The sequence below is a fragment of the Brucella pituitosa genome, from assembly GCF_965577835.1.
Taxonomy (GTDB): Bacteria; Pseudomonadota; Alphaproteobacteria; order Rhizobiales; family Rhizobiaceae; genus Brucella; species Brucella pituitosa.
Genome location: NZ_OZ264092.1, coordinates 635,120 through 660,408, shown reverse-complemented (window position 1 = coordinate 660,408; position 25,289 = coordinate 635,120). Strand labels below are relative to the sequence as shown.

Genomic DNA, 25,289 nt, shown 5'->3' with positions numbered 1-25,289 from the left:
TTCACCCTTTTCGGGATGCGCTTTAATCGCGGAAGTAATCCTGAAGTGGACGAACCTCCAGCGATCCTGCCTTAAGAGCAGCAATGGCTTCAGCGGCAGCTTCGGCACCGGCCATTGTCGTGTAGTAAGGCAGTTTCTGCATCAGCGTTGCACGGCGGATCGACTTTGAGTCGGACACTGCGCTAGCGCTGTCGGTCGTGTTGAAGACCAAATGGATCTGGCGGTTGCGGATCGCGTCTTCCACATGCGGGCGACCTTCGATGACCTTGTTGATCTTGGTCGATTCCACGCCATTCGCTTCAAGGAACTGTTGTGTTCCACCTGTCGCCATGACCTTGAAGCCGATGCTGACCAGTTTGCGTACAGCACCAAGTACACGTTCCTTGTCCTCATCGCGCACCGATACGAAGACGGTGCCTTCGCGTGGCAGTTCAACACCTGCACCGAGCTGCGCCTTGGCAAATGCCAGTGCGTAGTCGTAATCGAGGCCCATGACCTCGCCGGTCGAGCGCATTTCCGGTCCGAGCAAAGTGTCAACGCCGGGGAAGCGGGCGAATGGGAACACGGCTTCCTTGACTGCGATGTGCGGGCGTGCGGTTGGCTGAGGCTTGCCGCCATAAGCATTGAGTGCTGCATCGAGGCTTTCACCGGCCATGACGCGGGCTGCAACCTTGGCAATCGGCGTGCCGATGGTCTTGGCAACGAATGGAACCGTACGCGATGCACGCGGATTGACTTCAAGGATGAAGATTTCGTCGTCCTTGATGGCAAACTGCACGTTCATCAGTCCGCCGACATTGAGTGCCTTAGCAAGCAATGCTGTCTGGCGTTCGAGTTCAGCAACAATTTCTGGCGAAAGCGTATGAACCGGCAGTGAGCAGGCACTGTCGCCGGAGTGAATGCCAGCTTCTTCGATATGCTCCATGATGCCGGAAACATAGCTTTCCTTGCCATCGCAGAGGCAGTCGACATCCACTTCGATAGCCTGCGTCAGATAGGTGTCGAACAAAAGTGGGTTCTTGCCGAGAAGCGTATTGATCTGGCCGGTCTTGTCGTTCGGATATTTGGCCTTGATGTCTTCCGGCACCAGTTCAGGAACGGTATCGAGAAGATAGGTCTGCAAGCCGCGCTCGTCATGAATGATCTGCATGGCGCGGCCACCAAGAACATAAGACGGGCGGACGACCAGAGGGAAGCCAAGATCAGCAACGATCAGGCGAGCTTGCTCTACTGAATAGGCAATGCCGTTCTTTGGCTGGTTGAGGCCGAGCTTGATCAGCAGCTTCTGGAAGCGATCACGATCTTCTGCAAGATCGATAGCGTCAGGCGAAGTTCCGAGGATCGGAATGCCAGCCTTTTCCAGCGCATTGGCGAGCTTGAGCGGGGTCTGGCCGCCGAACTGAACGATGACGCCGTGCAGCGTGCCCTTTTCCTGCTCAACGCGCAGGATTTCCAGTACGTCTTCTGCCGTCAGCGGCTCGAAATAGAGGCGGTCGGACGTGTCATAATCAGTTGAAACCGTTTCCGGGTTGCAGTTGATCATGATGGCTTCATAGTCTGCATCATTGAGTGCGAAGGCCGCATGGCAGCAGCAATAGTCGAACTCGATGCCCTGACCAATACGGTTTGGACCGCCACCGAGAATGACGACCTTCTTGCGATCCGATACTTCGGCTTCCGAACGCGGCTGACCGACAAAAGGCGTTTCATAGGTCGAGTACATGTATGCGGTCGGCGATGCGAATTCGGCTGCACATGTGTCGATGCGCTTATAGACCGGATGAACGTCGAGCTTGCTACGCAGCTTTGCCACATCTTCGGCATCTTTGCCGATCAGGCTCGCGAGACGTGCATCTGAGAAGCCCATGGCTTTCAGCATACGCAGGTTTTCGGCATCCTGCGGCAGGCCGTGTTCGCGGATACGTGCTTCCGTGTTGACGATGGCTTCGATCTGCTCAAGGAACCAAGGATCGATCTTGGAGGCGTCATGAACCTGTTCTGTGGTCAGGCCGAGGCGCATTGCCTGTGCGACCATGCGCAGACGGTCCGGCGTAGGCGTGCCGATCGCTGCGCGGATAGCGTTCTTTTCGTCGCCGTCTTCAATGCCCGGAATGGTGATTTCGTCAAGACCTGTCAGGCCGGTTTCAAGACCGCGCAGCGCCTTCTGCAAGCTTTCCTGGAAAGTACGACCAATGGCCATGACTTCACCAACCGACTTCATGGCGGTGGTCAGGATTGGCGAGGAGCCAGGGAACTTTTCAAACGCAAAGCGTGGGATCTTGGTGACGACATAGTCAATCGACGGTTCGAACGATGCAGGCGTTGCGCCGCCGGTGATGTCGTTGTCGAGCTCGTCGAGTGTGTAGCCAACGGCAAGCTTGGCTGCAACCTTGGCAATCGGGAAACCGGTTGCCTTGGAAGCCAGAGCCGAGGAGCGCGATACGCGCGGGTTCATTTCAATCACGATCATACGGCCATTGGCCGGGTTGATCGCGAACTGCACGTTCGAACCACCGGTTTCAACGCCGATCTCGCGCAGTACCGCAATCGAGGCGTTACGCATGATCTGGTATTCTTTGTCGGTCAGCGTCAGGGCAGGGGCAACGGTGATACTGTCGCCTGTATGCACGCCCATTGGATCGAGGTTTTCAATCGAGCAGATGATAATGCAGTTGTCCGCCTTGTCGCGGACGACTTCCATTTCATATTCCTTCCAGCCGAGGACTGATTCTTCGATCAGCACTTCGGTGGTTGGCGACGCGTCGAGGCCGCGCTCAATGATTTCGAAGAATTCCTGACGGTTATAGGCAATGCCGCCGCCGGTGCCGCCGAGCGTGAAGCTCGGGCGGATGATTGCTGGGAGGCCAACCACATCCATTGCTTGCGCAGCCTTGGCAAGCGCGTGGCTCATGTAGCGTTGCTTGCGCTCGACTTCGCCGAGCTGCCATTCGGTTTCAAGCTTGTCGAGTGCCTTGTCCAGATCCTCGCCGGAATACTGCGACTTCACTTCGTTGCGCTTGGTTTCGTGGCGCTTGCGATCTTCTTCTTTGATCTCGGTCGCGTTGGCGAGCATCGAGGTGGGTGTGTCGAGGCCAATTTTTTCCATGGCTTCGCGGAAAAGCGCGCGGTCTTCTGCCTTGTCGATGGCTTCTGCATGGGCGCCGATCATCTCGACGTTATAGCGCTCAAGTACACCCATACGGCGCAGCGAAAGTGCGGTATTGAGTGCGGTCTGTCCGCCCATTGTCGGCAAGAGCGCATCGGGGCGTTCCTTGGCGATAATCTTGGCGACAACTTCCGGCGTGATCGGTTCGATATAAGTCGCATCTGCCAAATCCGGATCGGTCATGATCGTGGCCGGATTGGAGTTAACGAGGATGATGCGGTAGCCTTCTTCTTTGAGCGCCTTACAAGCCTGCGTACCCGAATAATCGAACTCGCAAGCCTGACCGATAACAATGGGCCCCGCGCCGATAATCAGGATCGATTTGATATCTGTACGTTTCGGCATGGGGGCGTCTTCCTTGTTCTTAGCCTGCCAGAAAAGCCCGCACGGTTTACCGGCGGGTTGGCAGAGAGAAATTCTGTGGGCTAAGCTGGCCTTATAGGCAATGATGACCCAAAGCGGAACCCCACAAATGCCCTTATTTAAAAGAAAATGCGGGCATTCACGAAAATTCGCAAACAAGGCTCCGATTTGCAACCTTTCATCGCTTCATATGTTGCGATCATGTCTTTGTTTGTGATTGGTTTTGCCATTTACTTTTTATGTTGCCCTGCCAACTGTTTGTGCGACAATTGTATGCAATAGATTGCTGCTGTCTTTTAATGAGACGGCACTGTGAAGGGGAGTTGGTCAATGCGTTGGCAAGGCCGTAGACAAAGCGACAATGTGGAAGATGTTCGGGGGCAACAAAGCGGCGGCCTTGGCGGTGGTTTTGGTCGCGGTGGCGGCATGGGCGGCGGGCCGGGCTTCCGGATCGTTCGCGGTGGCGGCATTTCCGGGATTCTCATTCTCGTTGTGATGTTTTTCGTGTTGCGTGCATTTGGCATTGATCCACTGCCATTCCTGTTCGGTGATGGCAGTATCAACTCCACGCAGACTCAGCAGAGCAGCGGCCGCACGGCGGCTGAAGGCGGTAAGGTTGCCAATGATGAGGCGACGCAGTTTGCACGCACTGTTCTGGCCGAAACAGAAGATGTCTGGAGCGGCATTTTCCAGTCGCGCGGGCAAACTTATACACCGCCAACAATGGTCCTGTTTTCCGATGGTGTGCGTTCAGCCTGCGGTATGGCTTCTTCGGCATCTGGCCCGTTCTATTGTCCCGGCGACCGTAAGCTTTATCTCGATCTGACCTTTTTCAATGAACTCGCCAATCGCTTTGGTGCTTCGGGCGATTTCGCCAATGCCTATGTGATTTCGCATGAAGTGGGGCACCACGTTCAGAATTTACTCGGCATTCTGCCGCGTTTTAACCAGATGCGTCAGCAGATGAATGAAGCACAGGCTAATCAGATGTCGGTGCGTGTTGAGTTGCAGGCAGACTGCTTTGCAGGTGTCTGGGGCTACTACACGGATCAGAAGGGCATTCTGGAAGCGGGTGACCTCGAAGAAGCGATTAATGCTGCCCACCAGATTGGTGACGATACGCTGCAAAAGAGAAGTCAGGGTTATGTTGTACCTGAAAGCTTCAACCACGGCACATCGGCGCAGCGTGCCAAATGGTTCCAGCGTGGTTTTGAGAGCGGAAAGATCGAATCTTGCGACACGTTCAGCGGTGATATCTAACCAGTTCTTATAGTACGAAAGAAAGAAAGGCGGCTCAGGTCGCCTTTTTATATGGGCGATAGGCGACGGCCCGCATTAATTTTACTGAGCATCGGGCTTGCTGCGGAATAATTTCCCTTGTAAAATTTAACGGCAGCGCGGCCCTATTCATAGCCATTCGTGACGCTCAGTTTTGAGCGGCGATTGTGCGCGATCCTTTCCAAAAATCAAATCATTATGCTTTCTTGCGGCTTGTCCGCATGTGCATTTCAGGTGTTTCATGCATAATCCCCAGTTCGTGCGGCGGGGCCTGTTACTCGTCTTTATGACCCTTTTTCTCGATATTATCGGCATTGCGATCATCATGCCGGTTCTACCGACTTATCTTGAAGAACTTACCGGCGCGGATATCAGCACTGCGGCTGTTGATGGCGGCTGGTTGTTGCTGGTTTATGCGGCAATGCAGTTTTTGTTTGCGCCGATGATCGGCAATCTCAGTGACCGCTTTGGCCGACGTCCAGTGTTGCTGGCTTCGATCTTCACCTTTGCGATCGATAATCTGATTTGCGCACTCGCAACCACCTATTGGATGCTGTTTATCGGCCGTGTACTGGCAGGTATCAGCGGGGCCAGTTTCGCTACGGCGTCCGCCTATATTGCCGATGTTAGCGATGACAGTAATCGTGCACGCAATTTCGGTCTTATCGGCATTGCCTTCGGGGTAGGTTTTGCACTTGGCCCGGTTCTGGGCGGGTTGCTCGGCGAATTTGGCCCACGTGTACCGTTTTACGGGGCAGCATTTCTGTCGTTCATCAATTTCATTTTGGCCTATTTTCTGTTGCCTGAAACATTGTCACAGGAAAACAGACGCACGTTCCAGATCGCTCGCGCTAATCCTTTGGGTGCGCTCAAACAGATGCAGACCTATCCGGGTATCGGCTGGGTGATATTGGTGTTCTTTCTGTTCTGGCTTGCCCATGCGGTCTATCCATCGGTTTGGGCATTTGTGGGTGCCTATCGCTATAACTGGAGCGAAGCGCAGATCGGTTTGTCGCTTGGTCTTTTTGGCATTGGAGCGGCTGTTGTCATGGCGCTTGTGCTTCCAAGGGTCCTGCCGGTTCTCGGCGAAAGGCGCACGGCAATTATTGGCGTGCTGTTTTCATGCTTCGGCATGATTGGTTACGCAATCGCCTGGCAAGGCTGGATGGTTTACGCGGTTATCTTTCTGACTGCACTGGAAGGTTTGGCCGATCCGCCATTGCGCAGTATTGCTGCGGGTAAGGTGCCGCCTTCCGCTCAGGGTGAGTTGCAGGGGGCGCTGACAAGTGTTTCGAGCATAACGACCATTATTGGTCCGCTTATCTTCACGCAGCTCTTCGCTGTGTTCACCGGCATGAATGCGCCGCTTGTCTTTGCTGGAATGCCTTATGCTGTTGGCGCCGGGCTGATCTTCCTCGCCCTTGTTATTGTCGTGGCAAGGGTGCGCCCAGCTGAATCGGTTAAGATCACAGACGTGTAAATGCTTCTGCGAGTAAAAAAGGCCGGAGCATCAGCTCCGGCCTTTTCTTTTATTAACAGAAGGTTAATTCGCTTTATTCAGATTGCGATTCACGCCGCCTGTTCGCGTTCTGGCAGAAGAGCTTCGCCCTTCTTTTCGCGGATCAGATTGATGAACCGGCGGAAGAGGTAGTGGCTGTCCTGTGGGCCAGGAGAGGCTTCCGGGTGATGCTGTACCGAGAAGACCGGCTTGCCGATAACACGCAGACCGCAATTGGTGCCGTCAAACAGCGAAACATGTGTTTCTTCGACATGCTCTGGCAGGCTGTCGGAATCGACCGCAAAGCCGTGGTTCATCGATACGATTTCTACCTTGCCGGTGGTGTAGTCCTTGACCGGATGGTTTGCGCCATGATGACCCTGATGCATCTTTTCGGTCTTGGCACCGAGCGCCAATGCCAGCATCTGATGACCGAGGCAGATGCCGAAGACTGGCAATTCGCTGTCTACGAGCTTCTGGATCGTTGGCACGGCATATTCGCCGGTTGCTGCCGGGTCGCCGGGACCATTGGAAAGGAAGATGCCGTCTGGATTATAGGCGAGAACATCTTCTGCCGTGGCCGTGGCTGGCAATACTGTGACCTTGGCACCAAGGCCTGACAGCAGACGCAGAATGTTACGCTTCACACCGAAGTCGAGCGCGACAACATGATATTGCGTGGCTGATTGCTCGCCGTAGCCGTCTTCCAGCGTCCACGGTGTCTGGTCCCAAGTGAGGCTCTGGCCGATGGTGACATCCTTTGCCAGATCGAGATTTTCCAGACCGCTCCAGTTTGCAGCGCGGGCCTTGAGCGCGTCGATGTCGAACTTGCCGTCAGGATCATGGGCGATGACCGCATTCTGCGCACCGCGCTCACGGATAAGCGAGGTGAGGGCGCGCGTATCGATGTCAGCCAGTGCGATGACGCCGCGGTGCTTCAGCCATGCGTCGAGATTTTCCGAAGCGCGGAAATTGGATGGGTTGGTGATGTCGGCTTTGAAAATTGCGCCCACAGCGCCGTGACGATTGGCAGGGGTGAGGTCTTCCACGTCTTCCGCATTGGTGCCTACATTGCCGATATGCGGGAAGGTGAAAGTAACGATCTGTCCTGCATAGGATGGATCGGTCAGAATTTCCTCATAGCCGGTGAGAGCAGTGTTGAAGACCACTTCGGCTTCAATTGCTCCCGTTGCGCCTAGGCCTTTGCCTTCAATCACTGTGCCATCAGCAAGCACAAGAACGGCGGTTCGCTTTGCAGTCGTCCAGGGTGCTGTCTTCGATGTGGCTTCGGTCATGGCGTGCACTCCTGTCAGGTTTCGCGCTTGCCGTCTGGCGCGCGTTCTACGTTATCAGTCATGCGGCATGTATCCGTGTTTCAGCCGCCCGATGTCAGACAGCTTGAAAAATGGAGTTTATGGGGCCATATATGCGCCAAAAAGCAGCGGGGATTAAACTTCCCGCCGCGAGCACATGCCGATGTCCTGCTAAGCCCTGAGCAATAGAGAAACTTGGGCGCGGGGTCAATCGTTTGAACGCAAGCTTTTCAGGAAATTATGAGAGTGATGTCTCATAATTTCTATGATGGTTGTTCTGACAGGTCGGATTAGGCGTGTGATTGCTTTATGGCCCCGGTTCTGGATACAAGGGCTCTGATTTTTCATTATTACGCATGACGTCATTGGAAAGGCGAGTTTTTGCTTTTTCGGCGATATGCGCTAACACCGTCAGGAGAGACGTATGCTTCGCCAGGAGATTTCTCAGGCACTCACTCAGGCTATGAAGGCTCAGGATAAGCTGCGCCTGTCGACTTTGCGTCTGATCATGGCTGCGGTGAAGGACCGTGATATTGCCAATCGCGGTGCTGGAAAGGATCCGGTCGGCGATGAAGAGCTGCTCGGCATTTTGGGTAAGATGGTCAAGCAGCGTGAAGAATCTGCGCGCATTTATGAAGAAGGCAACCGTATTGAGCTTGCTGAAGGCGAGCGTGCGGAAATTGTTATCATCAGTGGTTTTCTGCCTGTGCAGATGAGCGATGATGAAGTCAAGAAAGCCTGTGCGGATGTGATCACCGAGATCGGTGCACAGGGTCTGCGCGATATGGGCAAGGTGATGGCAGTGCTCAAAGAGCGCTACGCTGGACAGATGGACTTCTCCAAGGCCAGCGCGCTGGTGAAAACGCTTCTTCAGTAAAAGCGTCTTAGTTTTCAAAGAAAAAGCCCCGCAGATGCGGGGCTTTTTTAGTTTTGTTTCACTGACTTCAAGCGTGTAGAGCCGAGCAATCCTTGTTCTTCAAGGACTGGATAGGCCATGGATGCGAGCAGCGAATTGATCTGCTTCAAATCGCGAATGGTATCGAGATGGATGGTGCTTGTCTCGATGCTGCGGGTTGAACCTTCGCGAAGCCGCGAGAAGTGACGCATACTCGTCTGCTTTTCCAGATCACGCAGATTGTCTTTTTCCTGCACGAGCAGACGTGCGGTGCGACCATCACGCGAGACGATGACGTTGAACGCCATATGCGCGTTGGCAAGCACCATGGCGTGGAAATGGCTCAGTTCCTTCCAGCCTTCCTCGGTGAATTCGAGGTTGTGATCCATCTTCTTCTGAACATGCGCCAGCATGTTGCGCACGATGATATCGCCAACCTGTTCGAGCTTCACACATGCACCCATCAGTTCCTGCATCCGCAAAGCTTCAAACTCATCGAGGTCTTTGGCTGCGAGCTTGGTAAGATAAAGCTTGATGGCTGCATGTTTCTTGTCGACCCGGTCGTCGAGGCTTGCCAGTTCGTTGATGCGCGCCTGATCCGGCTTTTCGTAGAGATCGATAATCCGGCGCAACATGACTTCAATCGTATCGCACACGCCGACGACTTCGCGCGTTGCATTGGCGAGCGCCTGCGAAGGACGATCAAGGACAGCATTATCGAGCGCGCTATACTCTTCGACTTCAAGCGGCTGGGTGGGTGCGTTTTTGTCTGAATTGAGATGAACCAGCGCTTCAGTCGCACGGAGCACCAGTCCAGACAATGGAATGCCTGCGACCATGACAATGACGTTGAACAGAATGTGGGCGTTGACCACCTGTGAAACCGGATCGCCACCAAGGAAGCCAATCGATGGCTTAAACGTTTCAAACAGGATCAACATGAGCAGCGAACCAGCACCGCGCATCAACAGATTGCCGAGCGGCACGACACGGGTCTCAGGTGGTGCGTTGCGGGTCAGGATTGGCGCGATGATGGATGAGCCAAGATTGACGCCAAGCACCATGACGACCGCAAGTTCAGGCGTGATCAGTCCGCGCGATGCGAAAGTGGTCAGCAGGATGACACCCGCGATGCTGGAATGAAACAACCACGTCATCAAAGCTGCCAGAAGATAGGCAGTCACGGGATCGTTGGAGAGATAATCCACGATGACGGGCAGAAGCTCACTCTGGCGCAGTGGCTCTGTCGCCTGTCCTGTCATTTCCAGTGACATGATGAGCAAACCGATGCCAACGAGAATGCGCCCGATCTGACGCCAGTCACGTCGCTCCGTGGTCATGAAAATAGCTGTGCCGGAAACGAGGCAGAGTGGAACCAGCAGTGTCAGATCGTAGCTCAGGATTTTTACAACGAGCGCTGAACCAAGTTCACCACCGCGCACCGCCATCAGGCCTGCAACACCGCTGACAATACCCGATCCGACGAAAGAGCCGACCAGTAGCGTCACAGCTGTCGAGCTCTGTAAGGCAATAGCCAGAATAAGGCCAAAGGCTATCGAAAGCAGCGGATTCTGCATCTGATTGCGCAAGCGGCGACGCAAACGATCACCATAGGCACGCTCCACTCCCGTTCGCACCATGCGCGTCGCCCATAATAGGAGCGCGACTGCACCGGCAAGATGCAAAAGGACCAGAGAACCGTTCACGGAAAAATCCTTTCAGGGTGTGAAGAGAGTTGGATCTCGATTGGGTTAAGCTTACGCAACAAATAAAGAAAAAATATGTTCCGGCTAACCATATTCGTCGGAAATATGAGCCGGAAATGCGCTTAAATCAAGCGTCGCAATTGTAATGTGACAACTATATGACAGTTTTATGAAGGTCGCGACTGTGTGCAATGATCGTAATTAAGAGGCCTGCAGCATGTGATTAGCGGGGAGGGCCGCTTGTGTGTGATGGACTGTCTGTCTGCGCGCGCCTATATATCATTGACTGGATACCATGCTTATTTGACCCGAAAGTGACAATCTTAATGCGTTTTCCGCCATCCTTTCTTGATGAGATCAGAGATCGCGTGCCGATCTCGACGCTGATCGGAACGCGCGTTTCGTTTGACCGAAAGAAGAGCAATCCGCCAAAAGGCGATTTCTGGGGCTGTTGCCCGTTTCATGGCGAGAAAACCCCAAGCTTTCACTGCGAGGACCGCAAAGGCCGTTATCACTGCTTTGGTTGTGGGGTGACGGGTGATCACTTCAAATTCCTGACCGATCTGGAAGGTGCGAGTTTTCCCGAAGCTGTTGAGCGTGTTGCCGATATGGCTGGTGTGCCGATGCCAGCACGCGACCCGGAAATGGAAAAGCGTGAAGCGCAGCGTGCAACGCTCTATGATGTGATGGAGCTTGCGGCGCAGTTTTTTGAAAATCAGCTGCAAAGTGCGTCGGGCGCGAAGGCACGCGCCTATTTGCGTGATCGTGGTCTTTCGAGCGCAACGCAACAGACATTCCGCATCGGCTATGGTCCGGAATCGCGCAATGCGCTCAAGGAATTTCTGGCGAGCAAAGGCATCTCAAAAGACCAGATCGAAGCTTGTGGTCTTGTCGTTCATGGAGAGGGCATTGCTGTTTCCTATGATCGCTTCCGTGACCGTATCATGTTCCCTATCGAGGACTTGCGTGGACGCATCATTGCGTTTGGCGGTCGTGCGCTTTCTGCTGACGCGCCTGCGAAATATTTAAATTCGCCTGAAACCGAGCTCTTTCATAAGGGCCGCGTGCTTTATAATGGCCTTCGTGCACGTAAAGCCTGCCAGCCGCAAGGCGGCGAGCCAGCCAAGCCGATCATTGCGGTTGAGGGCTATATGGATGTTATCGCGCTGGCGCAGGCGGGCATTCATCAGGCGGTGGCTCCGCTTGGAACGGCGCTGACCGAAGAGCAGCTTGAATTGTTGTGGCGGATCAGCCCTGAGCCGATCCTGTGTTTTGATGGTGACGGAGCAGGTGTTCGTGCGGCGCATCGTGCTGCCGATCTTGGACTGCCTACTTTGCAGCCGGGGAAATCCTTGCGCTTTGCGATGCTGCCGGAAGGACAGGACCCGGACGATCTGGTTAAGGCTGAAGGGGCTTCGGCTTTTTATTCTGTTTTGCGCGATGCCAAACCGCTGGTCGATATGGTCTGGACGCGCGAAACGGCAGCGGGTGTGTTCGATACACCTGAGCGTCGCGCGGAACTCGAAGCGCGCTTGCGCGAAATTACCAGCCGCATTGCGAATGAAGATATTCGTCGTCACTACAGCCAGGAAATGCGCGAGCGTGCGCAGGCTTTCTTTGGTCAGGGGCGGCAGAATGCACAACGCGGTGGCGCATTCAATCGCGGAAAAGACAAAGGTCGCGGTGCCCAAGGTGGTCGCGGAGTAGGGCTGGTTGCTGGAGGCCGGTTAGCATACTCCGATAGCTTGACCCGCTCCAACATGGTCAAAAAACGCAATGCGCCTCTGCGTGAAACTGCAATCGTACTGATGCTGCTTAATCATCCGCGCCTGATCGAAGAAGACTTTGAAACAATGGCGGCACTCGATCTCGAGCATGAGGCTTTGAAGGTCTTACATCTGGCGATGCTCGACGTTCTGGCATCGGATCATGTCGAAGATGGCTTCGCCATGCGCAAGGCACTGGTTGCAGCCGGTCATGGCGAGCTGATCGAAACGCTGGAAGCCGTTGTCCGGCGGACGCGGGAATGGACCGCCACATCGCAAGCAGCGGAAGACGACGTTCGAGAAGCATTAAAGCAGGCGCTTCACTTGCATCAGCGCGCGCGCACCCTACATAGGGAACTGCGCGCTGTTGAAGCATCGCTTGATAGCGATGAAACGGGCGAAATTTTCGCTCGACTTATTGATATTCAAAAACAGATTGCTCAGGCAGAAGCAACCGAAGCCCTCATTGACGGTTTTGGACTTTCTTCAGGACGCGCATCCGGCGGTTCGTGACCGTGCTGAAGTGAGATACTCGTGGTGCCCGAATCACTTTGAATCGCTTGAAGACTCGAAACTGCCGAAAATGGTGGGTTTCGCGAATCTTCGGCGGCTTAAGGGTGTGAGAACGCGCCGCGACAATAAATGATTCGCTTTTTAGACCCGAATCAGGTGAGTCGCTCTTGACGTGCGGCACAAATGACGGAATCACGACAGTTCGAGCAAGGGTTAGGGCATAATCCGACCGGAGTGAAACGAGGATCGATAAGATTATGCTTTGAGAAAATCTTCAGAGCGTCGATCTGATTCAATCAGATCAAAACATGCTCTGGAGAACTGATATTGATAAACGTTCCCTAAGTGGACTCCTGAAATTAGCCTCGATGGGCAACAATCAAAGACCGGGCAGGGCCTTAAAGGCGACCATTATCCCGGATCTGCCCACAGGAATTTGGAGACGGCAGGATCGGTTAATGACGGCAGGGTTAATTCGGCATTAACGTGAAATCAGCTATTCGCAGAATCAACAGTTAAACGGCGCTCTCGCAAAACCGTTTGACCACTCTATATATCTTAGACGCGACCGGTGTCGCCTGGAGACGAGCAATATGGCAACGAAGGCTAAGGAAAACGAAGAAGCCGAAGTCGAGCGCGAAGGTGCGACCGACGGGCCGCTTCTCGACCTTTCTGACGATGCTGTCAAGAAGATGATCAAGGTTGCGAAGAAGCGCGGCTACGTCACGATGGACGAGCTGAATGCTGTGCTTCCTTCCGAAGAAGTGACATCTGAGCAGATCGAAGACACGATGGCTATGCTGTCGGATATGGGCATCAACGTAGTTGAAGACGACGAGCAGGAAGCTGATCGCGACGACAACAATGATGATGATGCTGAAGAAGGTGGCGATCTGGTCGAGGCGACCGGTACTGCTGTCGCCGCCACGACAACAAAGAAAGAACCGACCGACCGTACGGATGATCCGGTGCGCATGTATTTGCGCGAAATGGGTTCCGTCGAGCTTCTGTCGCGCGAGGGCGAAATTGCCATCGCAAAGCGTATCGAAGCTGGTCGCGAAACGATGATCGCTGGGCTTTGTGAAAGCCCACTGACCTTTCAGGCCATTATTATCTGGCGTGAACAGCTGAATGAATCAAACATTCTGCTGCGCGAGATCATCGATCTCGAAACCACGTATGCTGGCCCGGAAGCCAAGCAAGCGCCAATTGTTGAACGTGTGGAAGAAGAGAAGCCACGCGACGACAAAGGGCCGCGCCGTTCGCGTGACGATGACGACATTACCAATGTCGGCGGAGACATGCCTGCGGAAGAGGAAGAAGAAGACGAGGACGAAGCCAATCTGTCGCTGGCGGCTATGGAAGCCGAATTGCGCCCACAGGTCATGGAAACGCTCGATCTGATTGCTGATACTTACCGCAAGCTGCGTAAGCTGCAGGACCAGCAGGTTGAAAGCCGTCTGGCTGCTGCTGCTGATCTGTCTTCCAGCCAGGAGCGCCGCTATAAGGAACTGAAAGATCAGCTGATCAAGGCTGTGAAGTCGCTGTCGCTTAATCAGAACCGTATCGAGCAGCTGGTTGAGCAGCTTTACGACATCAACAAGCGCCTCGTTCAGAACGAAGGCAAGCTGTTGCGTCTGGCCGAATCTTTCGGCGTCCGTCGTGAAGAATTCCTGAAGGAATATCAGGGTCACGAACTGGACCCGAAATGGGTTGACCGCGTCAGCACTCTGTCGGCTCGTGGCTGGAAGGAATTCGCAGTCAAGGAAGAACGTGCGATTGATCGTCTGCGTTCGGAAATTCAGATGCTTGCTACTGAAACCGCGATTTCGATCGGTGAATTCCGCCGCATCGTCAATCAGGTTCAGAAGGGTGAACGCGAAGCGACCATCGCCAAGAAGGAAATGGTGGAAGCCAACCTTCGTCTCGTTATCTCGATTGCCAAGAAGTACACCAACCGTGGCCTTCAGTTCCTCGATCTTATTCAGGAAGGCAATATCGGTCTGATGAAGGCGGTCGATAAGTTCGAATATCGTCGTGGTTACAAGTTCTCGACCTATGCGACATGGTGGATTCGTCAGGCAATCACCCGTTCGATTGCCGATCAGGCGCGCACCATCCGTATTCCGGTGCACATGATCGAAACGATCAACAAGATCGTTCGTACATCGCGCCAGATGCTGCATGAAATCGGTCGCGAACCAACGCCGGAAGAACTGGCTGAAAAGCTGGCCATGCCGCTTGAAAAAGTTCGCAAGGTTCTGAAAATTGCCAAGGAGCCAATCTCGCTTGAAACGCCAGTGGGTGATGAAGAAGATTCACATCTTGGTGATTTCATCGAAGACAAGAATGCGCTACTGCCAATCGATGCAGCCATTCAGGCTAACCTTCGCGATACGACGACCCGCGTTCTGGCATCGTTGACCCCGCGTGAAGAACGCGTTCTGCGCATGCGTTTCGGTATCGGCATGAACACTGACCACACACTTGAAGAAGTCGGCCAGCAGTTCTCGGTAACGCGCGAACGTATTCGTCAGATCGAAGCGAAGGCGCTGCGCAAGCTCAAGCATCCGAGCCGTTCGCGTAAGCTGCGTTCGTTCCTCGACAGCTAAGAACTTTTCGCCCGAGGCCGGATACGGCTTCGGGCGATTTTTATAGAAGAGAGGGAGCGTTATGTCTTTTTTGAAGCGCCTTTTTGGCGGTGGCTCAACGGAAGAAACGCCAGCAGCACCAAAAGAAGCCGGACGCCTTGAGCACAAGGACTTTCTTATTATCGCAACGCCTTACAGCGAAGGCGGGCAGTATCAGGTTTGTGGTGTTATCTCGAAGACGATCAATGGCGAGCTGAAAGAACACCGCTTTGTTCGCGCAGATCGTTGCCCTGGCATTGAAGATGCTGCCAGCATTTCGCTGAACAAGGGTCGCCAGATTGTCGATGAGCAGGGCGAAGCAATTTTCCGCTAAGCTACCGGCAACGGAATTGAGAAAGCCGCGCATCTTTGATGCGCGGCTTTTTATTTGCGCTTGTCAGTGTGGATGACAGACGAAGCTGACCATTTTCCGGACGACTGGTAGGATGGCAAGCAGGACTGGAAAAGCAACGAGCCACGAAAGAGCCCACGAGGTCATCCAGCTTGATGCAAGTTCGGGATGCGTGAGGCCCAGGTTTTTTGTGGTCGCGATCAGTGAGACAATAAAAGTCATCATGATCGAGAGAATGAAAGGCATCACAATAGATGCATAACGCGCTGGCAGTTTTCTGCGGCGTGAACCGTTAAACTGAGACATGTGTATTCCTGAATATTATGCAGGGAACGTGCAACGAAACATCAAAACTGATAGCCGTTCCCAGCTAAATTGATGCGTTGCCTAACGTAAGACGCTTACGGTCATAAGGATGACAAGCGTTATCTAACTCAACAATGTGCAGCATTCAATAGTGAAGGGCGACGATTTGCCCGTGTTATTGCGGACGCAACCGCTACGCACTTTTGCCGGAAATGCTCTATATGCAGCATCATGAACAAGAAACCTTTCTGGCAAACCAAATCGCTTGAGCAAATGAACCGACAGGAATGGGAAAGCCTGTGCGACGGTTGCGGCCAGTGTTGTCTGCATAAATTGCTGGATGATGATACAGAGGAAGTCTACTGGACGACAGTTGCCTGTACGCTTCTGGACGCAGATAGCTGCAAATGCAGTGATTATCCGAACCGTCGCAAAACTGTGCCCGATTGCGTGTTTCTGACGCCGGAAATCGTCTACGAGGTCAACTGGCTGCCGGCCACCTGCGCTTATCGGCTTGTTGCAGAAGGTGCCGATCTTTATTGGTGGCACCCGCTCGTTTCGGGTTCGCCCGATACAATCTACGAAGCCGGTGTTTCTGTTCGTGGCAAGGTGACGGCGTTCGACCATGAACTCAAGGATGAAGAAGAGTACATCCAGCACATGGTGCCATTGGATTAATCGCCCTATGGGGCACATTAATTAAGTTTAATGTTCACTCTTCTGTAGTGTCTGTTTGGCAGGAACTTCCATTTAAATAATTGTTTTATAACAATTTATTCAGAACATTGAGCGTGATTTTGTGGTGGTATTTACCAAACTGAATGCCATATGAACGTGAACCTGGCTTTGCGTTCATATTCGATGGACTACTTATCGGATGTCTCAGGTGAGGATCACCTGACAAAAGTTCGAAAGGGTTTCAAGATGTCTTCAATTTCGCTCAAGTCATTCGTTGTCACTGCTGCAATCGGTTTTGCTGCTGTCTTCACTGCTGGTGCTTCAGCAAATGCTGCATCGCCCACGTCAGCTCCTGCGATGAGCACGGCAGCACATTCGCCTGTGGTCAATATCGACTATCGTGGCAATCGTCATCATGCCCGCCCGTCGCGCCGCGGTCCTGCCTGCTCGGTTGAAGGTGCCAAAATGAAGGCGCACCGTATGGGTATCCGTAACGCACGCGTTGTCTATCGCGGAAAATCGGTTCAGGTTCGTGGCTTCCGCCATGGTCGTCCGACCGGCGTTGTCTTCGCCAATGTGCGTGGTTGCCCGATTATCCGTTAATTGCATTTCATGATTAAATAAAAAGCCAGCCTGAAATTCAGGCTGGCTTTTTTGTTTTATTAAACCGGTCAATAAAGGGGCGCATAAACGCCCCTTTATGCTGTCGTTATTCCTTAATTTCGAAAACGACGTTAACAGAGACATCATAGCTGTTCTCGCCAGCAGCGACAGGAACCGAGTCCTGAGGTGCGGAGGCTGCCATCATCTTGGCCTGACGCGCGATAGGCATCGGCATAGGTGCGCGGCTCTGTTCGTTGATTTCAACAACACGACCGAGGCCAACGCCTGCTGCATCGGCAAGTGTCTTGGCCTTAGCAATCGCATCCGCTACGGCGCGCTTGCGCGCTTCGTTGATGGTGGCTGCCGGGTTGTCATTGACGAAGGTGAGATCGCCACCCTGATTGACGCCGAGTGTCACGGACTCATCAAGCACATTGCCAACCTTGTCCAGATCGCGCACGCGTACGGTCAGGCTGTTGGATACGCTGTAACCGCTGATCTTTGGTTCCTTCAGGCCGTTCTTATCGTCCGGGTAGACATAGCGAGGCTGAATGTTGATGCTGCTCGTCTGGAGATCACGCTCCTCGACGCCAGCTTTTTTCATTGCTTCCAGCACCTTGGCCATTGCTTCATTATTGGCCGTCATTGCGTCGCGCGCAGTTTCAGCATCACGCAATACAGTGAGGTTGAGAATAGCCATGTCCGGGGCAGAGGTCATCTTGCCTTCACCGGTCACCGCAATACGCGCGGTCTGCTTCGTCATCTGATTCTCCTGCGCTGTAGCTGGCAGTGAAAACGCACCTGCAAGCACGATTGCCGAAAATGAAGTGGCAAGAAGGGTAGTAGCGCGGTTCTTCATAAAATCTCCTGTAGAGAATGTTGAGGCAGCTTGTGCAAAGCAGTCTCCATGATAGGCCATTCCTGCTTTGTCATTGAGTGTATTTAAGTTCCCTCTAAAGCAAAACGCCACAATATCTGGCTTGAAATACAGTTGAATTGCAACCAAAGAGTTCAATCCAGATGAATCGTGTCTTGGGTTGCATGCATGACAATCGAATATGTGCGCATTAGGGCAACTCGTGCAATTGACAGCTTGTGTCCCGTCTTTCTTTAGGGTAGGTGCTGTGTTGCGTGGGGCCTGTAGCTCAATTGGTTAGAGCCGGCGGCTCATAACCGCTTGGTTGGGGGTTCGAGTCCCTCCGGGCCCACCATTTCTTCCAGAAGTTTGTTCTGTTATTGCTGTCGTATGGATGGCTATTAAGCCTTTGGCCTCGACGTGCCATAGTGAAGAAAAAACATGCAGAAGCAGCATTTGCGACCTCTGCATTCCCGGTTTCAGAACATTTGAATAGTATCGGTCACAGCTCGTCTGGTTTGTCGTTTTAAACGCCGAACAGACTCGCTTTTTCATGCGCGAAGTTCATCGAGCCGCGACCATTTTCCCTGTTCAACAAGTTTTTAGGAGCCTGTTAAGGAAATAGTAACGCAATGAAACAATTTTTTATGTCACGTGATTGGTGACATTATGGAGGTTTCAGGCAATGACTAAAAAGACAACCACTGTTGCGTTGGCGCTTGCAGGGTTGGTGGCGAGTTCTCTCGCGGCTTCGGCTAAAACAAGTCACATTGGTGAGTTCAGGGATTGGGGTGTTTATCAGAACACGCAACTGCCCGGGAACAAGTGTTATGCCCTGACTGTGCCGTCGAGTTTCCTTCCGGCAGGCGTTCGGCATGGCGATAATTTCATTATTCTTTCCAAGTCTGGTGCGAGCTACAGCCCACAGCTCGTGATGGGCTATGATCTGAAAGCGGACAGCACTGTAAAGGTCATGATTGACGGAGCACAGTTTCCGTTCTTCAGCGAAGGGAACCGGGCATGGGCGCAGAATGTCGGCGATGAGGCACGCATTGTCAGCGCCATGCGGTCTGGTCGCACGGTCAATGTGCAGGCGACATCGGCACGTGGCACGCAAACGCGCTACACATTTTCACTGTTGGGATTGTCTGCTTCGCTTCAGCGCGTTGATCGCTGCTAGAGCGCATCCCGAAAAATGTGAAGCCGTTTTCGGAAAAAGATGCGCGTAAAAACAAATGGATAGAGAATTTCCAATGATTCAATCAAAACAGGAAATGCTCTAAGTGTAATAGAGATATAAAAATGAAGCCCTGCCGAGGGCAAGGCTTCATTCTGTCTGTCTGATTACAGAGATTTTTAGGAAAGCCACTGCTGGCGCTGGTACCAGTCATCGATGTCCGATTTTACACGGTCCTTGGCGATGCCGTAATGCTCCTGAATCTTGCCTTCCAACTGCTCGCGGCGGCCATTAATCTGGTCGAGATCATCATCAGTGAGTTTGCCCCACTGTTCCTTGATCTTACCCTTAGCCTGCTTCCAATTGCCTTCTACGCGATTCCAGTCCATTGGATTCCCTCCGTTCTGGTTGTTGTGACTAGTTAACGCGCGGGACACCGATTGGTTTCGTTTTTTTTGGCCTGGTTGAACGCAGTTGTTGGCAGGTGGCAGTTTCAGATTGTGCGAAACAGCCGTTAAAGCCCGAGGAATTTGAAGGGTTCTGCGTCCTTGAAATCCTTGTTCACAACACCGGAAAAAATATTGCGCTGATCCGGGCCAAGGTCAAGTTTCTGCACTTTTCCCTTGTCGGCAGAGAAGTCTACCGTGTTCAGATCGACCCAGAAAATATTCGGCGTCAGGGCAGATTCAAAGAAATAGAGTTTACGCTTCTGATCTGAAACTGTGCGCCAGCGTGTCGAGGAGATATTCGGTTCATCAGGTGTCGTGATGCCAAACGGGACTGATGCGTTGCGAATGACGCCGAAAACGCTCGCGAGAGCTTCAACTGGTTCTTCGGATTTTGGTACGGCGTTTATATAGAAAGCAGCGCGCGTGAAACGATCTGATGCCCGGTTTGTGCCCGGTAGCATGACGGTTCCGCCGATCTGCGACCAATAAGAGTGCAGTGCAAGCTGTTCGTCAAATGTCGGCGAATTGGTCATCACCTGATACTCACGGCTGTGATGGATAACTTGCTTGCCGTCGATATATTCGACGATCGCACTGTCTCCGGATGCATCCGATATGGAGAGATGCAGGGTCGCGAGCCGGTCTTGACCCGGTACATTATCCGTGACGATTGTGAACGGATTGGTGCTGAGTTCTTTGACCGCTTCGTCAACCGTAGCAAAGTTATCGAGCACATATTGCGCCCAGGCTGCGATGGAAAGGCCGGGTCCGGTTCCATCATATTTAGGGTATTCGGATTCCACTAACCAGAGCACGTTGGCAACGAGGCCCGCTTCGTTCATTCCGTCGGTCGTCGAAATATCGTAGCCTGAGGAGATGACACTGCCATATTTGGACGTCCATTTTATGGAATTGGGTCCAGCTTCGCCGCTGCGATCCATACCGCGCGGAAAAATCCACAGATTGGTGCCAACATCGACCTTCCAGTCCATGGAACGCGCCGTAATCACCTGATCATTGGCTCCAAGATAAACGACACGCGTGCAGGCTTCAGCGACAGGTGCGGCAAGCATACTGAAAGCAACAAGAGCACTGGTGCACGCGGCTGCAAAAGACTTCTTCAGAATAACCATTGATAACCCCCTAGAGCGCATCCCGAAAAATGCGAAGCGGTTTTCGGATTAAGATGCGCGTAAAAACAAAGAGATAGAGCATTTCCTATAATTCAAGATAAACTGGAGATGCTCTAGGTGAAACGGCCTGCACATATATCATGCCTGAACGCCTGCTTTTGATAAATCCATTAGAAGGTCTCTGAAGCGCTCAATCTGTATTTATCTTTCGCCGCCATAGCCGCGACGCTTCCATTCAGCCAGTGGCATGATGTCGGGCGGACCGCCGCCTGCTTCATACCAGGAATCAACCGCCCAGCGCTCACCATCTTTGGCTTGGATAACTGCAGTCCAATGAGGATAGCGACCATCGAAAAAGCTTCCGCGTGCGGTTTTGCGCACAGGAGTATGATGTTTGAGCCAGCCGCGAGAATTCAGGTAGCGGATGAAGTTATCCGTGTTGGTCGATTCATCGATGCAGTCCATCTGCCCTTTGATGCGTGCTTTGCCAAACTGCATGCGTGGCTTGTCACGAACACCGATTATTGCTGTGCTGCGTTGTTCAAATAGTGCAATCGCGGTTCTCAAGGCTTTGCGTTCGGCAGCTGGCGATTTAGCGCCTTGCTGCATGAGATTCTGTATGCGGCGCAAATCTGGAGCGGATAGCGTTAGCTTGGTCTGATAGTAGCATTCATAGCCATGACAGACACGGAAGGCCTGAGTCTCAGCTTCAGCCTCGGCCTTTGGCAATGCTGCGAAGAGCGTCAGTGCTGCGATGGCTATCGAAAGAAATTTCATTCGAAAGATCAACCCGCTTTCTGGTTTGTAAATAGCAGCGACGGTTCGAGCCGCTCTATGCCTTGATATGGATTGGCATGGATCGCGAGGATCCAAAGACAAAAAGCAGCCGTGATCGAATAGATTACCATGGCCTTGATGCCGGCACTTACTCTGTCTGCATGTGTGGCTGCGATAGTGATGATGGTCAGGATCGTCAGCGAAAACAGTAAATACCATTTGTACATGTCGACTGATGTTGAGCCGACAGAGAGGCGCGTGTTGCGCGCATCCTGTAATTCGTCGAAGTCGTGTACAAGTTGCGATATTATCGGTGACGGAATGTCTGTCTTAGCAAGCTTCACGATCTCGCGCCGTATATTCTGTAATGCAACTTCAACGGAATGGGCAGGCGAAATGTTGCTGTTTTCAAGCCATTCGTCTTTGACGACTGCCGTGCGATACTCGGAAAGAGATGCCACAAGTACGGGTGCATTCAGAATGTCTGGACTCGCGGCTCCGATCAATCGCGAAATGGACGATCTTTCTTCACTGGTCGCCTGATCAGCTTTTGAGTTGGCTGTCCAGATGTCTGCGGCAACAAATCCCAATGACAGCGCCCATGCCGTCGCAATGGTGCCGATGAAGGCACCAATCGGGATCGATAGAATGTCATGATTGGCATGGCGGGACAGGATGTGGAGCGCGAAGCGACCAACGAAATAGACGCCCACGCCGAGAACGGTGAAAGTCACAAAAGAAAGATAAACGGATAGTTCGAAAATATAATTCATCCCGCGCCCAACGCCCCACTAGAACGCGTTTCAATCGGATTGAATCAGATCGGCGCTCTAAACGTTTGTTTTTACGCGCATCTTATCCGAAAATCGTTTCACACTTTCCGGGATACGCTCTAGTGCAGACGGATGATGAATGCAGGTCCACATTTGCAAATGGATTCGGTCAAAATCATCAAGCCTGTTCAGATAGTTGAGGCCATATCGCCCAATCTTGCAAGCATGAAATAGTGGCAGATTATTTCTTGCTAAATAAAGAGCTTCCACGTTGATCAATGTGGGCAATGTCTTTTGTTGCGGAGGCAAAACAAAAGCCGCCGGAAAAATCCAGCGGCTTTAGAAGGCAGGAGCAGGATCAGAACTGAACGGAGAGGCCGATTACTGGTCCGTGCTGTGTTACATCATACTTGAACTTTTCGACGCCATCATTGTCCCGGTAATCCTGATAGAGCGCGCGATAACCAACACGCCATGTGGTTGGGACGTCGAATACCAGGGTGCGATAGCCGAGATAGATCTGGCCGTTCGCGCTGAGTTTGGTTCCTGCACCGAAGCCGCCGATATCGGCTTCAGCAAAGATGTTCCAACGGTCATTGATGTCGTAGAAGACGCGGGTGCCGATAAACGGATCGGTCCAGTCTGCTTTCCGAGATGCGCTGAACGGTCCCACATTGACTTGCGCCTTGAGCTCTGTCCAGCGTACGCCTACGGTCGGTTCAATGGCAAAAATCCGCTGACCGCCGAAAAGCGTCGTACCGTCCAGCTGCTGCTCATAGAGGCGATAATAGACGCCACCCGAAAGCGTCGTGGACTTGATATCCATGTCGAGCTGTTCGTCACGAATGTCGGCGTCCTGACTGGTTTTGGTATACTGGCCGTCAAAATAAACGCCGAACTTGCCGTTCGTCACTTCGATATTGCCCATAAGGCTCATGTCGAGATTGTCCAGAATGTCCCTGAAAGGTACGTCGACATTCGTGCTCAACCCAAGCAGACCGGCTTTGCCATTCAATGAAGCGCCCCATACATAAGGGCTGAAGATCACGCGCCAGCGTTGCTGATCCTGAATTTCTGTCTGCACAGGAGGAGGCGCGATAACGTCTGCTGCGTGGGATGCGCTTGCTGCCGCCATCATAAAAGAGGTAGCTAATATAATATTGCTAAAAGTAGTGGTCAGTAAATTTTTACTATCGGAGCGAGAATTGTTTCTGATCACGGCATTGTCCCCTCGGAACCTAATTTAGAAACATATAAAAGACCAGACCTATAAAGGCATGATCAATGTTTATGTTAATCATGGCAAGAAATAAATGGAAAAATGAAGGTAATGCAGAGGTTTTGTTGGTTGACTTTGCTATATTGTAGCCGTTCTATTCGCCTGCGATTGGATTAATGAATGTTTCTGGTTCCCAAATGTAGCCGGGCTCCCCAAGTGGCTGCATTTATCATTCCAGACATCTAATTTTGTGATGAGGTTGTCATGCAAAAGAACTGGTCTATCTGGAAGTCATCGTGCGGGGTGCTGGCTCGCGGTGCAGCGATTGCGGCGCTTGTTTCGGCACTCGTCATTCCTCAGGCAGCCCAAGCCTGCACGAGTTTTGTATTGCCTACTACGGATGGCAGTATCGTCTACGGACGCACCATGGAGTTTGCGTTTCCGATCGATTCACAAATGATCGTTCTTCCTCGCAACTTTGATATTGCGGCTACACCTGCAGACGGCAAAGTGGCCAAGACCTGGAAAGCCAAGTATGCGGCTGTTGGTATGAACGCTTTTGGCGTTACCGCGCTTGCTGACGGTATGAACGAGAAGGGTCTGACTGGTGGCGTTCTCTATTTTCCGGACTTTGCAGGCTATGCGGATCCGGCAGAAGCAAAGGCTGAAAACAGTCTTGCTCCGTGGGATGTCCTTACCTGGGCACTGACGAATTTTGCTACGGTTGCCGAAGTGAAAGAAGCTCTGAACGACATTTCCGTCGTGACTGTTATTCAGAAGAACATGGGCATTGCACCGCCGCTGCATTACACACTTCATGATGCAAGCGGCGCTTCGATTGTTATCGAACCAGTTGATGGCAAGCTGAAGATCTATGACAATCCGCTTGGCGTGATGACCAATGCGCCTTCATTTGATTGGCATATGACCAATCTGCGAAATTACGTCAAACTTTCCCCGAACAATGCCAAGCCAGTGAAAATTCTTGGCGCTGAAATCAAGCCGCTAGGGGAAGGTTCCGGAATGTTGGGCATCCCGGGCGATACCACGCCTCCGTCGCGTTTCGTAAGAGCCAGTGCATTTGTTCTTTCGGCCAAGCCTGTTGCAAGCGGCCCGGAAAGCGTGCGGCTTGCAGAGCATATCATAAACAATTTCGATATCCCGAAGGGCTGGATCGAAGAGCCGAATACGCCTGCTGAATATACCCAGTGGAGCACAATCGGCGATCTGAAGAATCAGGTTTATTATGTAAAGACGTATGACGATCCGGTTCTGCGCGGTGTCTCTTTCAAAGACCTTGATCTTGATGCCAAGGACATGGTCACTATTCAGATGCACCCGAAGCTTGAGCCTGCCTCACTTATTGAGAAAAAATAGGTCAAGTTATTCTTGAGACAAAGGGCGGCCTGAAAGGTCGCCCTTTTGCTTTTGTCAGGGGACATCGTCGTAACCAACGACGCCGCCTTCATTTTCCATGTTTGCAATACGCTTTGATTCTGAGCGGTTGAATTTCAGCCTCACGCCAAGTCCGCCGCCATTCTCCCATATGAACTGTGCGCCGACTTTTTCCAGCACCTCTTGCAGGGTTTGTATTTGCTCATCAGACGGAGAGCCGATCTTTCGTTCAAAATGCTCGATTGTCCCGGCATCAATGCCCGAGAGCTGGGCCAGCCGCTCCCGCGTGAATTCCACCAGTGCACGTGCAGCGCGGCATTGCGGTCCTGTAATCATGGCAATCGTCCTCATTATCCCAGATGGGTGCTGGCGATAAGTCTATGACAAATCGTGATAATTGCCATGGGACTTTTTACTGAAAAGTTGCTCCCTCCTGATCGATC

Annotated in this window: 21 protein-coding genes and 1 tRNA gene; 11 read left to right on the top strand and 11 right to left on the bottom strand. The window is 52.6% G+C overall.

From position 1 onward, the window contains the following. Positions 1 to 22: 22 nt before the first annotated feature. Entirely contained in the window at positions 23 to 3,511 is a 3,489-nt protein-coding gene (gene carB / locus ACSME1_RS03165; RefSeq protein ID WP_024899475.1) for a carbamoyl-phosphate synthase large subunit, read from the bottom strand. Positions 3,512 to 3,859: 348 nt separating this feature from the next. Here carB and ypfJ point away from each other — a divergent pair, with 348 nt between their 5' ends. Next, positions 3,860 to 4,789 carry a KPN_02809 family neutral zinc metallopeptidase gene (gene ypfJ, locus ACSME1_RS03160; protein ID WP_105705734.1) on the top strand — a complete coding sequence of 310 codons (930 nt, stop codon included), beginning with the start codon at positions 3,860 to 3,862 and terminating at the stop codon, positions 4,787 to 4,789. A 259-nt stretch (positions 4,790 to 5,048) separates the two neighbouring features. Beyond that, a complete protein-coding gene (locus ACSME1_RS03155) occupies positions 5,049 to 6,287 on the top strand; it encodes a TCR/Tet family MFS transporter (protein ID WP_105705736.1) in 1,239 nt (412 codons plus the stop codon). Positions 6,288 to 6,376: 89 nt separating this feature from the next. Here the strand turns inward: ACSME1_RS03155 and carA are convergent, their stop codons facing one another. After that, positions 6,377 to 7,600: a glutamine-hydrolyzing carbamoyl-phosphate synthase small subunit gene (carA, locus tag ACSME1_RS03150; RefSeq protein WP_024899478.1), complete on the bottom strand. Its 1,224-nt coding sequence runs from the start codon at positions 7,598 to 7,600 to the stop codon at positions 6,377 to 6,379. A gap of 442 nt (positions 7,601 to 8,042) precedes the next feature. Here carA and ACSME1_RS03145 point away from each other — a divergent pair, with 442 nt between their 5' ends. Continuing rightward, the gene (locus ACSME1_RS03145) at positions 8,043 to 8,495 is read left to right on the top strand and encodes a GatB/YqeY domain-containing protein (protein ID WP_024899479.1); all 453 of its coding nucleotides are present in this window, start codon (positions 8,043 to 8,045) and stop codon (positions 8,493 to 8,495) included. Positions 8,496 to 8,542: 47 nt separating this feature from the next. Here ACSME1_RS03145 and ACSME1_RS03140 read toward each other — a convergent pair whose 3' ends face one another. Then, positions 8,543 to 10,219, bottom strand: a complete 1,677-nt coding sequence (locus ACSME1_RS03140) for a Na/Pi cotransporter family protein (RefSeq protein ID WP_024899480.1) — start codon at positions 10,217 to 10,219, stop codon at positions 8,543 to 8,545. Positions 10,220 to 10,545: 326 nt separating this feature from the next. On the opposite strand from ACSME1_RS03140, the gene dnaG reads away from it, so the two are divergent. The 3 genes from dnaG (at position 10,546) to ACSME1_RS03125 (ending at position 15,462) form a co-directional block, all read left to right on the top strand. After that, the gene (gene dnaG, locus ACSME1_RS03135; RefSeq protein ID WP_024899481.1) at positions 10,546 to 12,498 is read left to right on the top strand and encodes a DNA primase; all 1,953 of its coding nucleotides are present in this window, start codon (positions 10,546 to 10,548) and stop codon (positions 12,496 to 12,498) included. Between the two features lie 593 nt (positions 12,499 to 13,091). Continuing rightward, on the top strand, positions 13,092 to 15,110 hold the full coding sequence (gene rpoD, locus ACSME1_RS03130; protein WP_024899482.1) for an RNA polymerase sigma factor RpoD: 2,019 nt from the start codon (positions 13,092 to 13,094) through the stop codon (positions 15,108 to 15,110). Between the two features lie 61 nt (positions 15,111 to 15,171). After that, positions 15,172 to 15,462 carry an HlyU family transcriptional regulator gene (locus ACSME1_RS03125; RefSeq protein ID WP_024899483.1) on the top strand — a complete coding sequence of 97 codons (291 nt, stop codon included), beginning with the start codon at positions 15,172 to 15,174 and terminating at the stop codon, positions 15,460 to 15,462. A 63-nt stretch (positions 15,463 to 15,525) separates the two neighbouring features. Here ACSME1_RS03125 and ACSME1_RS03120 read toward each other — a convergent pair whose 3' ends face one another. Next, positions 15,526 to 15,786, bottom strand: coding sequence for a DUF2798 domain-containing protein (locus ACSME1_RS03120; RefSeq protein ID WP_024899484.1), 261 nt, complete (start codon positions 15,784 to 15,786; stop codon positions 15,526 to 15,528). Between the two features lie 231 nt (positions 15,787 to 16,017). Here ACSME1_RS03120 and ACSME1_RS03115 point away from each other — a divergent pair, with 231 nt between their 5' ends. Further along, complete coding sequence (locus tag ACSME1_RS03115) at positions 16,018 to 16,464, top strand: YcgN family cysteine cluster protein (RefSeq protein ID WP_024899485.1); 447 nt, start codon at positions 16,018 to 16,020, stop codon at positions 16,462 to 16,464. Positions 16,465 to 16,710: 246 nt separating this feature from the next. Next, complete coding sequence (locus ACSME1_RS03110; RefSeq protein WP_105706044.1) at positions 16,711 to 17,067, top strand: antifreeze protein; 357 nt, start codon at positions 16,711 to 16,713, stop codon at positions 17,065 to 17,067. A 106-nt stretch (positions 17,068 to 17,173) separates the two neighbouring features. On the opposite strand, the gene ACSME1_RS03105 is transcribed toward ACSME1_RS03110, so the two are convergent. Beyond that, positions 17,174 to 17,926, bottom strand: coding sequence for an SIMPL domain-containing protein (locus ACSME1_RS03105; RefSeq protein ID WP_105705738.1), 753 nt, complete (start codon positions 17,924 to 17,926; stop codon positions 17,174 to 17,176). Between the two features lie 275 nt (positions 17,927 to 18,201). Between ACSME1_RS03105 and ACSME1_RS03100 the strand changes: the two genes are divergently transcribed. Together ACSME1_RS03100 and ACSME1_RS03095 are read left to right on the top strand one after the other, a co-directional pair. Further along, positions 18,202 to 18,278, top strand: a tRNA-Ile gene (locus ACSME1_RS03100). Positions 18,279 to 18,608: 330 nt separating this feature from the next. After that, positions 18,609 to 19,103 (top strand): invasion associated locus B family protein, encoded by a 495-nt coding sequence (locus ACSME1_RS03095; protein ID WP_024899545.1) that lies wholly within the window; start codon positions 18,609 to 18,611, stop codon positions 19,101 to 19,103. A 176-nt stretch (positions 19,104 to 19,279) separates the two neighbouring features. Here the strand turns inward: ACSME1_RS03095 and ACSME1_RS03090 are convergent, their stop codons facing one another. The 5 genes from ACSME1_RS03090 to ACSME1_RS03070 form a co-directional block, all read right to left on the bottom strand. Next, entirely contained in the window at positions 19,280 to 19,489 is a 210-nt protein-coding gene (locus ACSME1_RS03090; protein WP_024899546.1) for a CsbD family protein, read from the bottom strand. 125 nt (positions 19,490 to 19,614) lie between these two features. Next, a complete protein-coding gene (locus tag ACSME1_RS03085) occupies positions 19,615 to 20,682 on the bottom strand; it encodes a linear amide C-N hydrolase (protein ID WP_024899547.1) in 1,068 nt (355 codons plus the stop codon). 201 nt (positions 20,683 to 20,883) lie between these two features. Continuing rightward, positions 20,884 to 21,459, bottom strand: a complete 576-nt coding sequence (locus ACSME1_RS03080; protein WP_024899548.1) for a hypothetical protein — start codon at positions 21,457 to 21,459, stop codon at positions 20,884 to 20,886. Between the two features lie 8 nt (positions 21,460 to 21,467). Next, on the bottom strand, positions 21,468 to 22,232 hold the full coding sequence (locus tag ACSME1_RS03075; protein ID WP_105705740.1) for a hypothetical protein: 765 nt from the start codon (positions 22,230 to 22,232) through the stop codon (positions 21,468 to 21,470). Between the two features lie 358 nt (positions 22,233 to 22,590). Continuing rightward, on the bottom strand, positions 22,591 to 23,451 hold the full coding sequence (locus ACSME1_RS03070; RefSeq protein WP_105705744.1) for a hypothetical protein: 861 nt from the start codon (positions 23,449 to 23,451) through the stop codon (positions 22,591 to 22,593). A gap of 264 nt (positions 23,452 to 23,715) precedes the next feature. Here ACSME1_RS03070 and ACSME1_RS03065 point away from each other — a divergent pair, with 264 nt between their 5' ends. Further along, positions 23,716 to 24,828 (top strand): linear amide C-N hydrolase, encoded by a 1,113-nt coding sequence (locus ACSME1_RS03065; RefSeq protein ID WP_024899551.1) that lies wholly within the window; start codon positions 23,716 to 23,718, stop codon positions 24,826 to 24,828. A 54-nt stretch (positions 24,829 to 24,882) separates the two neighbouring features. On the opposite strand, the gene ACSME1_RS03060 is transcribed toward ACSME1_RS03065, so the two are convergent. After that, positions 24,883 to 25,182 (bottom strand): helix-turn-helix domain-containing protein, encoded by a 300-nt coding sequence (locus ACSME1_RS03060; RefSeq protein ID WP_024899552.1) that lies wholly within the window; start codon positions 25,180 to 25,182, stop codon positions 24,883 to 24,885. Between the last annotated feature and the right edge of the window lie 107 nt (positions 25,183 to 25,289).

Coding starts and splice junctions, on each gene's coding strand:
- ACSME1_RS03120 (WP_024899484.1), bottom strand. CDS start 15,786: ATGTCTCAGTTTAACGGTTCACGCCGCAGAAAACTGCCAGCGCGTTAT.
- ACSME1_RS03125 (WP_024899483.1), top strand. CDS start 15,172: ATGTCTTTTTTGAAGCGCCTTTTTGGCGGTGGCTCAACGGAAGAAACG.
- ACSME1_RS03080 (WP_024899548.1), bottom strand. CDS start 21,459: ATGAAATTTCTTTCGATAGCCATCGCAGCACTGACGCTCTTCGCAGCA.
- ACSME1_RS03085 (WP_024899547.1), bottom strand. CDS start 20,682: ATGGTTATTCTGAAGAAGTCTTTTGCAGCCGCGTGCACCAGTGCTCTT.
- ACSME1_RS03105 (WP_105705738.1), bottom strand. CDS start 17,926: ATGAAGAACCGCGCTACTACCCTTCTTGCCACTTCATTTTCGGCAATC.
- ACSME1_RS03060 (WP_024899552.1), bottom strand. CDS start 25,182: ATGATTACAGGACCGCAATGCCGCGCTGCACGTGCACTGGTGGAATTC.
- ypfJ (WP_105705734.1), top strand. CDS start 3,860: ATGCGTTGGCAAGGCCGTAGACAAAGCGACAATGTGGAAGATGTTCGG.
- ACSME1_RS03065 (WP_024899551.1), top strand. CDS start 23,716: ATGCAAAAGAACTGGTCTATCTGGAAGTCATCGTGCGGGGTGCTGGCT.
- dnaG (WP_024899481.1), top strand. CDS start 10,546: ATGCGTTTTCCGCCATCCTTTCTTGATGAGATCAGAGATCGCGTGCCG.
- ACSME1_RS03090 (WP_024899546.1), bottom strand. CDS start 19,489: ATGGACTGGAATCGCGTAGAAGGCAATTGGAAGCAGGCTAAGGGTAAG.
- carA (WP_024899478.1), bottom strand. CDS start 7,600: ATGACCGAAGCCACATCGAAGACAGCACCCTGGACGACTGCAAAGCGA.
- rpoD (WP_024899482.1), top strand. CDS start 13,092: ATGGCAACGAAGGCTAAGGAAAACGAAGAAGCCGAAGTCGAGCGCGAA.
- ACSME1_RS03155 (WP_105705736.1), top strand. CDS start 5,049: ATGCATAATCCCCAGTTCGTGCGGCGGGGCCTGTTACTCGTCTTTATG.
- ACSME1_RS03110 (WP_105706044.1), top strand. CDS start 16,711: ATGTCTTCAATTTCGCTCAAGTCATTCGTTGTCACTGCTGCAATCGGT.
- ACSME1_RS03095 (WP_024899545.1), top strand. CDS start 18,609: ATGACTAAAAAGACAACCACTGTTGCGTTGGCGCTTGCAGGGTTGGTG.
- ACSME1_RS03075 (WP_105705740.1), bottom strand. CDS start 22,232: ATGAATTATATTTTCGAACTATCCGTTTATCTTTCTTTTGTGACTTTC.
- carB (WP_024899475.1), bottom strand. CDS start 3,511: ATGCCGAAACGTACAGATATCAAATCGATCCTGATTATCGGCGCGGGG.
- ACSME1_RS03115 (WP_024899485.1), top strand. CDS start 16,018: ATGAACAAGAAACCTTTCTGGCAAACCAAATCGCTTGAGCAAATGAAC.
- ACSME1_RS03145 (WP_024899479.1), top strand. CDS start 8,043: ATGCTTCGCCAGGAGATTTCTCAGGCACTCACTCAGGCTATGAAGGCT.